This is a genomic window from Pseudomonas sp. PNPG3, from assembly GCF_023093815.1.
In the GTDB taxonomy this organism is placed as follows: Bacteria; Pseudomonadota; Gammaproteobacteria; order Pseudomonadales; family Pseudomonadaceae; genus Aquipseudomonas; species Aquipseudomonas asiatica.
Window position 1 is genome coordinate 31,234 of the sequence record NZ_JALLKV010000013.1, and the last position, 14,558, is coordinate 45,791.

Here is a 14,558-nt window from a genome sequence, read left to right on the forward strand (position 1 = left end):
TTCGGGTAGTAATAGCTAGTAAAAGCATACTACCCACACCGCAACTAATCGCTCCGACGCGCTCGGAAAAATCCACCCCGATCACCAAGCCACAGCGACAGTTTTTGCTGAAACCGTATTCCGGAGAAAAACTAGATCGAAAGCCCATGGAGACCGATGCCAGCCAGAGTCTGCCGGAGCGATGGGGAGCAACATCGCTCTGGCTTTCTGGAGAGAGTCAAACAGCCTTGATCTGGTAGCCGGCATAAGCGCCATGACCAGCTATAGCCAGTCATGGCGCAGATGGTCAGTTCTAGCTGGCCATGTTCAGATGGCGGTGGAGCGCGTCGCAGCACTCTCTGCCAGGTCACGCTCCTCAATCCTTGCCAAAATCCAGTTGTGCACCTCGCTGTCGACCCAACCAACACAGCGTCCCACGAGAGGTACTGGTTTAGGAAAATCTCCTGAACCGATGAGCTTGTATATGGTTGATCTCGCCAAGCCGGTAGACCTGACCACTTCCTTAAGGCGAATGATTCTCAAAATACCCCCTCTACTGACATGTACCGCACAGGTACGAAGCTGAGAATTCTCTCCGATCTCTATTCCTCACTGCGGCAATAGCCAACACCGGCTCAGCGCTAATTGTCTCAAGACTTGACAATGTCATTTTTTTAAAAGAAATTACTGACATTGTCAGAGACGGTGATCACCGGAGGCTGGACGATGAGCGACGGACCCCACAGAAGCTTGCCGATGCGAAAGCCTTGGAAAGAGCTGGCCATGCGCGGCGACAAGGCCGCCTACAGCGCCAGCGAAGTAGCAGAGGCCGCAACCAACGCCCTCGCCAGCGATTTCAAGATGGAGGTTTCCTGGGAACTGACCCAAGAACTGAAGTCCATATTTTCCGGTCGTGACAATTCCCTCATGCTCCCTGAAATTGCGCTTGCTCAGCTAAATGATGCAACCGCTCTTGCTGCTGGATCAGTGTTTGGCAGAAATGTCGTGGCATGCAGCATTGAGCTCATCCATGAAGGCAAATTCGGTTCAGATGCGTTTCATGAAGCTGTAGGCCTTGCTGCCAAAATGCGTGGACTAGCAACCGTGCGCTCTGTTGAAGAGCACTACCTGAGAGAGTCCAACCACAGGCGAGCGGATCATGTGAGCACGCGTATCTCCGACGCAATCTGCGGACTCTCAGAAAACCAATTGGGCTTGATTCTGTTGGGCCCGGCACCGGTCTCTCAGCGTTCAAGAAAAATGACCGGCTTGGACGCGGGAGTATCGCTTTGAAAAACTTCTTACCTCTGAAGGAGATGGCTGTTGATGTGGTCGAATCCGGCGTACGCCCACAAAAAGGCATGCTGCCCTGCCATCTCGGACAGAACATCAATTTCAATCTAGAAGCTCTCGCATCCTTCTCCTCGCAAAAATGGCAACCCAGGGTCTATGACGCCCTAGTCGTGGCCGCTGCCGTTGAGTTTTGTGATCGCACTCTTACCCGCAGCACAATGAACTGGGGGCGGCGTTTTGATGTACGCATTCCAGTTCATGACCACGAAAAATGGTCAGAAAATGCAGTTACCGGAGCACTAGTGGAGGCACTGAACCTTCTTACCGGAGATGCCTGGTATTTCGAGTTCCACGCTCGAAAAGCTCCCGCAGAACCACCAGCTCAAGATCACATGCAGTTCCCATCCAACGCGGAAGCGGTCATTGCCTATAGCGATGGAATGGACTCTCGTGCGGTAGCCGAGCTGGAAAGCAAGCGCTTAGGAAATCGCTTGGTTCGCGTGAGAGTAGGCAGCAAGCAGCACGATATCTCCAGGAAGGAACGTCTCAAAATCCCGTTCACGGCACTCCCCTATTCAGTGAAACTTGACGACCGCAAAAATACTGAAACTAGCGCCCGAAGCCGCGGATTCAAATTTGCTGTCGTATCTGCAATGGCGGCATACCTAGTTGATGCACCAGCAACCATCGTTCCTGAAAGCGGCCAAGGCGCACTCGCACCGGCCCTCCTTCCAGTTGGTCATGGATACGAGGACTACCGAAACCATCCGGTCTTCACCAAGCTGATGGAGCGATTTGTTAACGCGCTACTCGACTATCCGATCCAATTCCAATTCCCCCGTCTATGGAAAACGAAAGGCGAAACTCTGCGCGAATTCGTCGAAACCTGCGGAGATGGGGCTGGCTGGGCAACTACCAGATCTTGTTGGCAGCAGTCGCGGCAAACTGCCGTTTTAGGCTCACGGCGACAGTGTGGCATTTGTGCTGCGTGCATCCTGCGGCGCCTAAGCGTACATGCCGCTGGCTTGAATGAAGCGCCGGAGACCTACGTGTGGGAATCGTTGAGCGCAACAGACTTTGAAGCTGGAGCAGCAAAAGACTTCAGCAGACAAACTCAAGCTTTGCGAGAATATGCCATCGCAGGGGTGCTCCATTTCGAGCATCTATCTTCTATTAGGGAATCCACGCAGTACGAACTGATCAAACGCCTCAGGACGAACGAGCTAGCTCGTGCTTTGGCTGAAACGCCACAAACGGTGGCGGAGAATCTTGACCGGCTCTTGCAACAACATGCCATGGAATGGTCAGCGTTTACGAACGACCTGAGACCAGAGTCGTTCGTGAGAAAATGGATAGATCACGCATCATGACCAAACCAAATTACGAACTCAGCCCAGTAGAGCTGGGTGAACGACTGAAGGTTGCGCGGGAAACCGCGAACATCACCCAAGATGCTGCCGCTAAAGCAGTAGGCGTAGCGCGCACCACGCTTGTGGCCATTGAGAAAGGGCAACGTACTGCGCGGCTCGATGAAATCCAGGCACTTAGCCGCTGCTATGGTGTATCTGCCAACTCGCTGCTGCGACAGGAAGCCGTTCATGTGGATCTTGTTCCACGCTTCCGCTCGCTTCCAGATACCAATGAGGTAGGTGTCGAGCAAGCTGCGCGGATGCTGAACGATCTCGTCAGAGCTGAGGTTGAGCTTGAAAATGTGCTCGGTATTCAGAGAGCACACAACTACCCTGCAGAGAAAACTATCCTTCCAGGTGATGTCCGCAAGCAGGCGGAGCACGATGCTCAAAGCCTCCGAAACTGGCTGGGACTCGGCGAAGGGCCAATTCAGGACATCTTTGCACTTTTGGAGCTACAGCTAGGCGTGCGAGTCTATAGCCGAAAACTCGCCCCAAAAGTCTCTGGACTGTTTGCTTATGATGACGCCGTGGGTGCTTGCATACTAATCAATGCCAGCCACCGAAAGGACCGCCGGGCCCAAACCAGTGCTCATGAGCTTGGTCATTTTATTGCGACCCGACGCCGGCCCGAAGTCTATCAAGACGAGAAATATGAAAACTCCCGTGAGGAGCGATACGCGAATGCATTTGCGAGTGCGTTTCTCACGCCAGCCCGGGCCGTGATGGAGAAGTTCAAGGAGCTGACCATTGGCTCAACCCACCTCACTCGTAGGCACATCATCCTGCTTTCCAGCTTTTTTGGCGTATCCCGGCAAGCGATGGTGATGCGCCTTGAAGAACTGGGCCTAACGAAGAAAGGCACCTGGGACTGGTTCATGGATAATGGGGGTATTACTGATGAGCAAGCCCGCCAGGTCCTAGGAGATACTGTATTTGACTCAGTCCCTGCTGATGTGACGCAATCGTCACGACTCTTCTTGCTGGCGATCGAAGCATGGAAGAAAGATCTAGTCAGCGAAGGGCAGATGTCAGAGATGCTGAAGCTTGATCGCGAAAGAGTGCGTAAATTGCTTAATGAGGCAGAAGAGGACGAGGTAGATGACCTTTTCAAGCTGTCTCATTAATCAGAGAAATGCCATTGTCCTGGATGCTAGTGTAATCATAAATCTGCTGGCGACGGGGTATGCGAACACTATCCTGCGAGCATTGGCTACGCCTCTCTATGTAACCGACTACGTCGTGCGCGAGATAGAGCAAGGAGCAGTAAATGGCCGTCCAGAACCAGCGCTACTTGCAGAGCTGATCAGCGACCAAGTCTTGATAGTCGAGGAGTTAGCAGGAGCCGCCTTGGAGGATTTCTTTGGGATGGTATCCGGACATACCTCAAGCTCACTTGGCGACGGCGAGGCGGCTACTCTAGCCCTCGCATACAGAAATGAGTTATCTGCCGCCATTGACGAGAAGAAAGCTACCAGAGTGGCTGCTGAGCGCTTTGAAAGCTTGAAGCTCATTACAACAGTTGACATCCTAGCGTACGCTCCTGTGCGGTCTTCACTTGGGAATGAAGTGCTCGCCAAGGCGACGCTACTTGCTCTAAAACACGCGAGAATGCAAGTTAGAGAGCACCAGTTTGATTGGATAGCCCAGCTAATTGGCGTAGAAAATGTTGCTGCCTGCCCGAGTTTGAAACGCCATATAAGACGAGGGGCATTTGCACTTAGCCCTTAAGCAAGCCTCCTCAATTCCGCAGGATACATTCGATTAATAGAGCGATGCACGAAGCCAAGATTCCCTTCGGTGAACGTGACGGCACCCTCTTTCGCGCCCACGAGGTCGAAAACGGGCTGCGTTGTGGATGCATCTGCCCCGGATGTCAGCAACCGCTGAACGCAGCCAACAATGGCGAGAAGGTCGTACCACACTTCCGCCATGCGAAATCGAATGACTGCTTTGATGGATTCCGCGAAGGAGTCAGACGTGCTGCAGTCGCGCTGATCGCGAAGCACAAGCAGCTCATGCTCCCGGCACTTATAGAAACAATCCGAGTGGCCACACAAGACGGCCGGCTGCTGGAGGAAAAGGTCGAGCTGCAACCAGTGGTGATCACTGCCGATAACGTTGAGCGGTTTGTTGACCTGGGTAGCTTGAGAGGTCATGCTGTCCTGCACCAATCTACTCGGCAGCTGATCGTCCGGATCAAGCTCTCAACGCGGATGGAGCATGAGCGTTATCGCCAGCTCGAAGCCCTGGAACATTCCAGCATGGAGATTGATCTCCATCACCTGGCACTGGAGCAGATCAATGATCCAGCCAAGTTCGAGCACGCGGTTCTGCATGACTCGGCAAACCGATTTTGGATTCGATCAATTCGCGGTGAAAGGCTCGCAGCAAACGCGCTGCAAAAGCTTCAGTCAGTGGCGGACGAAATAAACGCTCAATGGCAACTCGAACGGGCAGCGCGCGAGGCTGCTGAGCAAGCCCGGCAGATTGAGCTAGCCAAGGAGAAAGCCGAACTGCAGCGCGCACTAGAAGCCCATAGAGCCAAGCAGCTTCAGATGGCGGCCAAACAATCAGCCTCAGAGCAAGACAACACGACAGAGGACAGAGCCGAGTTGATAGCAGGAACCATGCTGAAGGCCTTACAGGCATGGGGAGGACGAGCCGTTGAGTGCACTGCCTGCTACTTGCTCAGCCCACCTGATTCAAGGTTCTGCCTTTACTGCGATGCCTCTACCAGCAAGGTAAACCCTGTAACGTTATCACCGGACATACCCTCCACAATTAATTTGCGCATGCGGTGTTCTGCAAAGCCAAATACGTCACTGAGAAACGCTCCCAGTCTCATTGTCCGACCATATTTCGACGAGGCTGAAGAACACTAATTCTTATAGACATGGAAGCTGCACACGCACAGCGTCAGGAAAACACCGCAAAATATAAAGCAACGAACATCCCAAGAATACCACAGGAAAGGTTTAATCAACTTTCTTTTTCGAGGCTCTCCCCCTGCCTGGAGTCTTTTTAGACTTAGCTGCCGAAGCTTTCTTCTTGGCCAATTTTTCCGCAGCTTTCTTGGCGACATCTGCAAGATAAACTGCAGACTCAGGAATATGCATTAATTTTACCTGAAAGCCATAAGAGGAAATTGTCTTCCCATAATTTTGCAAAGTGACCTTACTAAAGAAAGGAATATCTAAATTCTCTGATGCAGGACCATCAACGATGGCGTATACAACATCATTACCACGTGCCTCAAATGGATTCGGGACAGGATTAATGCTCTGCGCTATTAATTGTGAATTTACATCCTGAATAAAACCAGCCTCCCTGACCATAAGAGTCGACGCAACAAAACCCTGAGCAAAAAGATGACTCAACGTGGACGATCCTCGCCCGCGCTTAACATGAATAAATTCACCTCTCTCATTACCAATTTTAGGCTTATATATATCGCAAACCTCAATTTTGTCGTAGCTGCCACCAAACCTTATAAGTTTTCTGTCCAGCATCGCTAAAGCACCGCCTGCCCGAGCGCATACATCTTCATTATAGGAGCCTTCGCCATCATGTTGATATTCAACAAATGGGGCTTCAAATTTCTTTCTTGGAAGACTCGAAAAATACCCCTCAACAGCTGTTTGAAAAGAGCTCTCTACCTTAAACCAACTACCAACATTCAAAATAAATAAGCCTAACTTATTTCTCACCTCAGCATACAAGCACCGGAAGGCACTAAAAGACCTTAAGGGAGAACCATCAGATAGAACTAAAAAAATATCTCGTCGCTTAAGTGTTTCAAGCGTGGCATCGCTACGAAGGGTTGATAGAAATCTATCTAGATCAAGAACTGGATCAATTTCATCATCCTGAGCATTGTTGCTATAGGCAAAGCCGGTAATCCCAGACCAGTCGATTATGTCTGGAATTGCAAGCCACATATTTTTCCTTTCCGTAGAATTTAGTGCCTCCCAAAGCTGGTTTTCGAGTGTAGAAATAAGATCTTTATCCTTGACAGGCAGCAGATTCTCAACCCAAGAGAACTCGCTAGGATGCCCATCTTCATCTCGATCCAAATAGTCTTTTGAAACCGATCGCTCCAGGGCAAGTTTAAGAAAACCACCTAGGCCAGAAAGCTCCATTGGAATGGAGGCTTTAAAAGAGTCAATTCCCGCTATGACGCTACCAAAAATCTCTAGATAATCACTTTTAGTGTGCCCAACCAACCCTCTGAGCAGGTCTTGCTCAGCATTGATCATATAGTCGGATACGGCTGCAGCTTTAACTGTCTGGGTACGACTTATTCTTGGAGATGCATCAAATGTCTGGCGATCAATTGACGCTATTTTATCAGGCAAAACACTATTGAGAACTACCCGAATGCCGAAACGGTCTTCGATAAGTCTAGGCTCAATCAAGTGCCTACCATATCCAAATGCAATAGCAAATTGTCGACCAGACTGCTGCACAACCAAAATAGCAGAGATACTCTTGTTTTTCCATCTGGAAGTATTTACATCATCAGCAAGCCCTGACTGAACAAAGCTCAACCACTCAGGCGAGGTTTCCACCAGTGGCTTACGCACAAATAGAGTACCGCTTATACCATCTGGACCGAGAGGAAACTTATCCGTTCCTATTTGCCTTGGTTTTCCACCCGATCCAATGGGACTGGCGATGAAGTCTTTTGGAGTCCAAGACTGAACACCAGCAGGGGGTTCTTTAAGCAAATAAACATTAAGAGTAATTCTTTTTGGACTTTTATTATTTGCCATTGCCACTCCTAAGCACCAAAAATCCATCAACCATGATTACTGAGAAAAACCTGATTTACCCCCTGACGCTACCATTCAATAGCAAACTCAGCAGCAGTTTTCCTCAAAATGCCCGCACCAAAAAATTAGAAAAGCCAACGCATTTACTTTCAAGAATTAACTCAAAATAATAAAAAAGCACGTCAACTTGCATTCCAAATTAAAGCCGCGACCTCAAAGAGTAGCTTTTGCCGTTCTTCAAGCTCATTGGGACCAAACTCATCAAGCGCCCTAAATCCAAGTCCGGACTGCTTAGTAAAATCGCGAAAGTCTAGTTTGCTGTGGTAAGAGTCACTGCGCAGCGTCTCATTCCAATAAAGGGTATTGGCATATGACTTCAGCTTGTCCGCATATAGCTCATTACCGCTCGAAATATTATCCTTCCCCTTCATCAGCAACACACCGCCAAGCCGATTGCGCTCGACCTCAAAGCGCTCTTCATCACCATCGAAAGCATCAAGACTTTCCTCATTGCGTGACAATATGTGTTCGATATGAAATCCAGTCTTGGCGCCTCTGAGGGTGACAAGATCCTGCAAGGGATGCTTCATTTTTAGCTTCATGCCTTCGGCGAGAAACCGCTCTACCCTACCAAAGAAAAATCGAGTGAAGCGAGTATTCAATCGATCAATAGTCATATTACGGAATAAGCTATAACTAAAGACGGACGAGACGGCAATCGCACGCTTCCTGGTAATTTCCTGCAAAAGATGCTTCTCGAACACCAGTGGGATCTGAGCCACTGGCTTTTCGCGGATCTCGGCGCTAATCTCAAATAACTTAACAGCAAACTCATTACTGTCGTAAGCGCCCTGCAGCTGCTGAAGGGAGAACATTCGATCAAGCTGCTCTGCTACTACACGAATCTTGGAGACTTCCTCCGGATCATTAACGGTGCAGGCCGACAAAATAAGCAGATACTGACTATCCAGCTCGTTCAGGCTGTTGAAGAAGACCGCTGGATACTGTTCATCCTCATGCTGACTGGCATGCAACATTCGTACATACAGCTTCGTGTAGTACGAAAAATCGTCCTTGAGAAACTCTTTAACCTTGGCGGAATCGTGCTCAAGCTGGAGAAGCTGATTGATATCACTCTTGAACATTTCTCTGTGGTAGTCGCCATCAAAGCGCTGTCCAGCCTTTCGGCTATCGGAGAATTTGCTCTTCAACCAGTAACGAAAAAAACTGTCGATTTCATCTTCCCGATAGGCATTCACCGCCCTGACGTGCGTATCCCAGAGCTCATTATAATTACCAGAGTCAAGCTCAAGTTTATCGATCTGCCCCAAGAGCTTTCCTTTCAATATCTCGTAAGGCTTGAGTCGTACACCGCGATCATTGATGACCTCGAACACCATCGGTACATGGGTAGAATCGACGGACAGATTGATGAGCACTAGGCGGTAAAGGAAGTAGTGAACGAAGGTCTCGAACTTGTGCTTGCTATTCAAACGGGTTGAAAGCTCCGCCGCGATTACCGAGAAGTTCCTAAGCATATTGACAGCCGTCAAGCCTGTAGACTTATCTACAGCCTCGGGAGCGGCACCATCCATCAGTGCCTTGAGAACATGGATATGACGGACGTGGTTCATCCAGAACTCGTATTCAACCCCTGAATAGCCGGCAATTTTGCGCTCCAACCAACCAGAGGTCTTCGACTCGAGGACCTTTGCCATCCGAAACAACTGAACCAGAAAAAGCGTCAGAGTTGTCAGGCGCTGCTGACCATCAACTACAAACACCTTGCCCTGTACGGTGTTGGTGACATAAGTGTTGAGGTAATACCAGGGATACCGGGCGTTGATACTCTCCGAGTTGGGCTCCAGAGCCGAGTGCTTGGAATAGGCCTCATCGAACTGGTAGAAAACATCGTCAACCAGACGCCGTACGGGTTCCTCCGTCCACTTGTAGTCCCGCTGGTAAAAGTCGATGTAGTAAACCGTCGACGCAAAGGTGCGATCCAGGTTCTGCTTGTCCGGCTGAATATCCATATCAAAAACGACTCAAAGAATTGATCCCGACTGCGGAGCTGGTTACTTGACCAGCTCCATCAGCTTCCCATACCCATCCACCACGTCGTACCTCACCTGCTCAGACGTGATCTTGGCGAAGAACTTCCGTGCACAGGCGATCTTCGAGGCCTCGATAGCACGCAGATCCAGGCTGGACATGGAACCTTTGGTTTCAGCAATGAAGTAGATGTGCTTCACCTTGCCCTCGTTGAAGGCAATGGCCCAGTCCGGGTTGTAGTTACCAACTGGGGTGGGGATGAAGAAGCTCTTCGGCAGTTTGGCGTAAACAACCACCTCAGTGCTGGCATCCAGCTGCTCGACGAACTTGCGCTCATTGGTCGAGTCGGTGAACACGTAGTCGTAGATGTGGCGCTTGGCCTCGAAGGCGTTGCTGAAGTCGTCTTTCGGCTTATCGGCTGTGAAGATGTCCGAGCTGTGAGTCTCTGCTACCGGGTCGTAAGCAATGTGCTCGACGATGGCCGTAGCCTTCTGTTCATTGATCAGCGTGGCGGCCCTGGCAATGAAGTCTTCAGGATTGGTCCTGTACTGGCTGAACACAGCAGCATTCAGGCCCTGCAGAATCCGCGCGATGGTGCGGCGCGTCAGCTGGGTGGCCTCGGCCAGGTTACCGAGCAGGTCGTATTTCACCGCCGAATGCACCGAGTTTGTGTAAGTCTCGGTGGCCGTCTGCGCCAGCTTGAACGCCTCGCCCCGTTTCAATTCGTCGAAACTGGCATGCTCTTTCTGCGTGCCGCGCTCGATGATGTACTGCATGGGTTTTACCCGTAGCCCCTCATCCTTGTCGTTGAGAGCGGCAATGCATTTGTCGACCAGCTCGTCGGCCTCGAAGTTGACGGTGTACGCGGCCTTGCGATTGATCTTGCTCCATAGTGCCTGGAACTCCTGGCGCTCGAAGTTGGCGTTGAGCGGATTGACCTTGGTCTTGCGGCCATCGCCAATATGCGGCAGCTGCGCCTCGCTGAACACACTGTCGATCAGCTGAAACACCTGCTGGGCATAGGGCTTCAGCTCATCAGGCAGCTCGGCCAGCTGCTCATCCTTCTTCGCGGTGTGGTAGGCAAGCGTGATCTGATCGTTGTCGTCGGTGTAATCGTTCTTCAGCAGATACTTGTATATCTGCTTGGCCATTTGCGGCGTGACTTCCACGTCGCCGCTCAGGGTCTGCAGAACCTTGCCGGTGAAGTATTTCTCGTTGGCTTCGCGCGGCCTGGCCGATAGCGAGTCACTGATGTCCTTCTGCAATGCACCGACGAACTCCCTGTAGCTCTCGCTGGCCACCACAGTCAGTTCGTTGATGTCGTGAACGGTCGCCGGGTAGTCCATTCGGTCGCCGTTTTGGTTGACCGAAAGGCGCAGCCCCCGACCGACTTCCTGGCGGCGGGAAATGGTGTTGTCGCTGTGCTTGAGCGTACAAATGACGAAGACGTTGGGGTTATCCCAACCTTCGCGCAGGGCCGAGTGGGAGAAGATGAAACGCACCGGCTCGTCGAAGGACAAAAGACGTTCCTTGTCCTTGAGAATCAGGTCGTAAGCATCCACGTCATCAGTTTCGGTCGACTTCGCTTTGGTGGCCGGGTCGACCAGACGCTTGCTCTTCTTGTCGATCGAGAAGTAGCCATTGTGGGTCTGACTAACCAGAATCCCCTTCAGGTAGCGGTTGTACGGCGTATCCTCCAGGCTCAGCACCTCGTTTAGGTAGGCGTTGTACTCCTCCTCGAAGACCTTCGCATACTCGCCCGGCTGCTCTCCGCTTTCGTCGTACTGACGGTACTTCGCAACCTCGTCGATGAAGAACAGCGTCAGCACCTTGATGCCCTTGCTGAACAGCATCATCTCTTTCTCGAAGTGCGCCTTTACCGCCTCGCGGATCTGGATGCGACGCATAGCCGGCTCATCCAGGTTGCCCACAGCCTCACCGGCGACCAGCTCCACACCATTGGTGAAGCTCAGGGTATCGATCCGCGCATCGATCTCGGCGACCACATAGCCCTTGTACTGATCCAGGCCACCGGACAGGTCGTACAGATTGTCGTTGTGGCCAAGCTTGCGCATGACACGCTTGATACCGCTGTTCTGCTTGATCTCCATCTCCACCCGCGCCACCGGGGCTTTGTTGGAGATATCAATTCCCTGCAGGAACAGATAGGCATTGGTGCCAGGCAAGTTTTTCACCGTGATGCCGCGCACGTCGATCTTCTTCACCAGTTTCTGGTTGTAGGCGTCGAGCGCATCCAGACGGTGGATCTTGTTGTACTCGGTCTTGTGGGTGGCCGAGTAGCGCACGATAAACAGCGGATTGAATTCGCTGAACGATTCGAGGGTCTTGGCGCCCTCCATTTTCTGCGGCTCATCAAGGAACAGAATCGGGCGGTTGGCCTTGATCACATCGATGGGACGGCGAGACTGGAAGTCATCCAGCTCCTCGTAGATCCGCCGCTGGTCTGCCCCGCGTGCGGCGAACGCCTGGACGTTGATCACCATGACGTTGATGCCGGCGTCCGAGGAAAAGCTCTCCAGGTTATGCAGCTGCTTGGAGTTGTAGATGAAGAAGCGCGCTTTCTTTCCGTAACGCTCCAGGAAGTGCTCGGCAGTGATCTGCAGCGACTTGTAGACCCCCTCGCGAATGGCAATGCTCGGCACCACGACGATGAACTTGCTCCAGCCGTAACGCTTGTTCAGTTCGAACATGCTGCGGATGTAGCAGTACGTCTTCCCGGTACCGGTCTCCATCTCGATATCGAGGTTGATCGGGCAACCGGTTTTCTTGTCGTTTACCAACGCAGCCGACTGCGACAGGTTCTGCCGACGTTGCACCGCCTGTACATTGGTCAGGAGTTGATCTTGTGTCAGGGCCAGCTCCGCATTGCGGAAGCCAGCATCTACAGGCGCGATGGCCGGCTGCACCTCCATACCAGCCAGGGAGCCCTGCTGCGGCGCCAACGGCGCGCCGCCGACACCTGGATCGATGCGATAGCTCACGCCCGACGATTTGGGCTGGCCGGCAAAGCAGTCGGCGAGGGACTCCACAGCGTGGAGCTGGTAGGCCTGCTCCTTGAATTTCAGCTTCATGGCCGGCCCCTTACAGCGTCTTAATTTCAGTCATCGGCGACAGCAGCTTGAACAGCTGCTCGACGTTGATCTTCACGCTGTCGCTGGCAAAGCCGTTGTCGCGGAATACCACGCGCAGTGGCTTATGCTCGGCAATCTGTTTGACGAAGGCCTCGTCGATGCCCTTATCGAAACAGACCACCAAAGCGTTGCCGTCAACGAAGAAGACTTGCTTATCAGCAATGGTCTCCTGGTGGATAGGCAGCGCCAGATCTACACCCCAGTCCAGCAGCACCTGGAACAATAGATCTTCAGCAGTGCGGTCTTCGCGAATATTATCTACCAAACCTGGAAGCTCACCTTGAGAGAGCGCGTCAGGCGAATAATAGACATCCTTCATATTCGACACATCGACTTTAACCACCCTGAAGCCTACATCAATACCGGGCAACAGGCCGTTTTCAAAGCCACTCTTAAACTTCACACCTGCGCGCCGCACTCTTTCCTTCGTCAACTCACTTACCGTTCTCGGCAGAGAGTACCTATCGCAGAACCGAGCAGCAACAAGTTGAGTCCTATTGTCTTCCGACAGAATCTCTGGCACCTGAACAAGAATAAATCGCCGCCGACCTTGATCTTCATAGTTTTGCTTCAATACAGCGTGGGCGGTCGTACCAGATCCAGCAAAAAAATCAAGAACAATATCGTCTTCACCACTAGCCGCGATGCTTATTATTTTCTGAACAAAACTTAGAGGCTTAGGATGATCGAACACCTTCTCCCCATCAAACAACTCATTCAGTTCTCTAGTAGCCTTCTTATTCCCATCAATATCATTCCAAAAATTGGATGTTTGCTTTACCCCTTCACCAAGATAGTGCTTCTGGTAAACCTGCCACTTTTCCTCCCCACCCTTTTTAACTTTTCTCCACTCAATCATACCGCTATTAAGGAGCTCTTTATATTTCTCCTGACTACAAATCCAACGACTTTCCCAGCCTTCCGGAGCTAAAGGATATACATCCTCACCATCCGGAGACTGCACAGGAAAGAACATTGTCGGGCGATCCTCTCTCTTGTTCTCTCCTCCAGTCCGCCTTAATGAGCGCGTCAAGTATCTGCCTTTATCATCCTCTTGATCATAGATACTTAAATCATCACTCGTCATACTCAACCCAGAGAACTCAAAGGATTCGGATTTTGAATAAACAACTACATAATCCAATTCACTGGAAATTTTCTTATTACCACTACCCATCCTAGTGCCGGTAGCCCTAGAAATAACGCCCCTAAAATTGCCTTCACCAAAAATCTCATCACAAACAGACTTAAGATTCGAGAGTTCGTTATCATCAATAGAAATGAATACCGCACCATCCTCGCGCAACAAATTTCTAGCGACCTTTATCCTAGAATAAATCATGGATAGCCAGTCAGAATGAAACCGACCATTAGTCTCTGAGTTTAAAACCAGCTTTTGACCACTCATGCTCTTCTGATTCGAACGCTCCAGATAAGCGTCGAGCTCATCAGAAAAATCATCCTCATAGATAAAATCATTACCAGTGTTATAAGGAGGATCTATATAAATCAACTTAACCCTACCCAAATACGCCTCCTGCATAAGCTTCAGCGCATCCAAGTTATCACCCTCAATAAACAAATTACGAGTGGTGTCAAAGTCAACACTTTCACTTACATAAGGTCGCAGAGTTTTAGCAATTGGAGAGTTCGCTGTCAGCAGCGCTTCACGCTTCCCGGGCCAGTTCAGCTGATAGCGTTCCTGGGGGCCTTCGACAAGGAAAGGCGAAAGCTCCTGGCGCAACAGATCGAAATCGACTGTTTTTTTAAGCTCACCTTTAGCACTCCGTATCTCAGTAATGCAATTTGGAAAGAGTTCAGCCAACTTTCCGATATTGTCTTCGACCAGATTGGTTGACTGCATTTTCAGCTTGTCCATGGGACGCCCTATATCTCTA

The 14,558-nt window shown here is 50.9% G+C and carries 10 protein-coding genes; 5 read left to right on the top strand and 5 right to left on the bottom strand.

Going from position 1 to position 14,558, the window contains the following annotated elements:
* Positions 1-306: 306 nt before the first annotated feature.
* A complete protein-coding gene (locus MJ643_RS11330) occupies positions 307-522 on the bottom strand; it encodes an AlpA family transcriptional regulator (protein ID WP_074198407.1) in 216 nt (71 codons plus the stop codon).
* Positions 523-762: 240 nt separating this feature from the next.
* Here MJ643_RS11330 and MJ643_RS11335 point away from each other — a divergent pair, with 240 nt between their 5' ends.
* The 5 genes from MJ643_RS11335 to MJ643_RS11355 are packed head-to-tail and all read left to right on the top strand — an operon-like array spanning position 763 to position 5,566.
* Positions 763-1,272: a hypothetical protein gene (locus MJ643_RS11335; protein ID WP_019726434.1), complete on the top strand. Its 510-nt coding sequence runs from the start codon at positions 763-765 to the stop codon at positions 1,270-1,272.
* Positions 1,269-2,642 carry a 7-cyano-7-deazaguanine synthase gene (locus MJ643_RS11340; protein ID WP_079868518.1) on the top strand — a complete coding sequence of 458 codons (1,374 nt, stop codon included), beginning with the start codon at positions 1,269-1,271 and terminating at the stop codon, positions 2,640-2,642. Before MJ643_RS11335 ends, MJ643_RS11340 begins: the two co-directional genes overlap by 4 nt.
* Positions 2,639-3,808, top strand: coding sequence for an XRE family transcriptional regulator (locus MJ643_RS11345; protein ID WP_074198409.1), 1,170 nt, complete (start codon positions 2,639-2,641; stop codon positions 3,806-3,808). Before MJ643_RS11340 ends, MJ643_RS11345 begins: the two co-directional genes overlap by 4 nt.
* Positions 3,783-4,412, top strand: coding sequence for a hypothetical protein (locus tag MJ643_RS11350; RefSeq protein ID WP_023123592.1), 630 nt, complete (start codon positions 3,783-3,785; stop codon positions 4,410-4,412). The genes MJ643_RS11345 and MJ643_RS11350 overlap by 26 nt, the downstream gene beginning before the upstream one ends.
* Before the next feature lie 44 nt (positions 4,413-4,456).
* A complete protein-coding gene (locus MJ643_RS11355) occupies positions 4,457-5,566 on the top strand; it encodes a hypothetical protein (protein WP_166798693.1) in 1,110 nt (369 codons plus the stop codon).
* Positions 5,567-5,659: 93 nt separating this feature from the next.
* On the opposite strand, the gene MJ643_RS11360 is transcribed toward MJ643_RS11355, so the two are convergent.
* The 4 genes from MJ643_RS11360 to MJ643_RS11375 form a co-directional block, all read right to left on the bottom strand.
* Positions 5,660-7,456: a TIGR04141 family sporadically distributed protein gene (locus MJ643_RS11360; protein WP_166798694.1), complete on the bottom strand. Its 1,797-nt coding sequence runs from the start codon at positions 7,454-7,456 to the stop codon at positions 5,660-5,662.
* Between the two features lie 182 nt (positions 7,457-7,638).
* A complete protein-coding gene (locus tag MJ643_RS11365) occupies positions 7,639-9,489 on the bottom strand; it encodes a DUF262 domain-containing protein (RefSeq protein WP_074198411.1) in 1,851 nt (616 codons plus the stop codon).
* A 42-nt stretch (positions 9,490-9,531) separates the two neighbouring features.
* Positions 9,532-12,600 carry a DEAD/DEAH box helicase family protein gene (locus MJ643_RS11370; RefSeq protein WP_074198412.1) on the bottom strand — a complete coding sequence of 1,023 codons (3,069 nt, stop codon included), beginning with the start codon at positions 12,598-12,600 and terminating at the stop codon, positions 9,532-9,534.
* A gap of 10 nt (positions 12,601-12,610) precedes the next feature.
* Entirely contained in the window at positions 12,611-14,539 is a 1,929-nt protein-coding gene (locus MJ643_RS11375; protein ID WP_074198413.1) for a site-specific DNA-methyltransferase, read from the bottom strand.
* Positions 14,540-14,558 lie beyond the last annotated feature (19 nt).

Coding starts and splice junctions, on each gene's coding strand:
- MJ643_RS11360 (WP_166798694.1), bottom strand. CDS start 7,456: ATGGCAAATAATAAAAGTCCAAAAAGAATTACTCTTAATGTTTATTTG.
- MJ643_RS11335 (WP_019726434.1), top strand. CDS start 763: ATGCGCGGCGACAAGGCCGCCTACAGCGCCAGCGAAGTAGCAGAGGCC.
- MJ643_RS11365 (WP_074198411.1), bottom strand. CDS start 9,489: ATGGATATTCAGCCGGACAAGCAGAACCTGGATCGCACCTTTGCGTCG.
- MJ643_RS11355 (WP_166798693.1), top strand. CDS start 4,457: ATGCACGAAGCCAAGATTCCCTTCGGTGAACGTGACGGCACCCTCTTT.
- MJ643_RS11350 (WP_023123592.1), top strand. CDS start 3,783: ATGACCTTTTCAAGCTGTCTCATTAATCAGAGAAATGCCATTGTCCTG.
- MJ643_RS11345 (WP_074198409.1), top strand. CDS start 2,639: ATGACCAAACCAAATTACGAACTCAGCCCAGTAGAGCTGGGTGAACGA.
- MJ643_RS11375 (WP_074198413.1), bottom strand. CDS start 14,539: ATGGACAAGCTGAAAATGCAGTCAACCAATCTGGTCGAAGACAATATC.
- MJ643_RS11370 (WP_074198412.1), bottom strand. CDS start 12,600: ATGAAGCTGAAATTCAAGGAGCAGGCCTACCAGCTCCACGCTGTGGAG.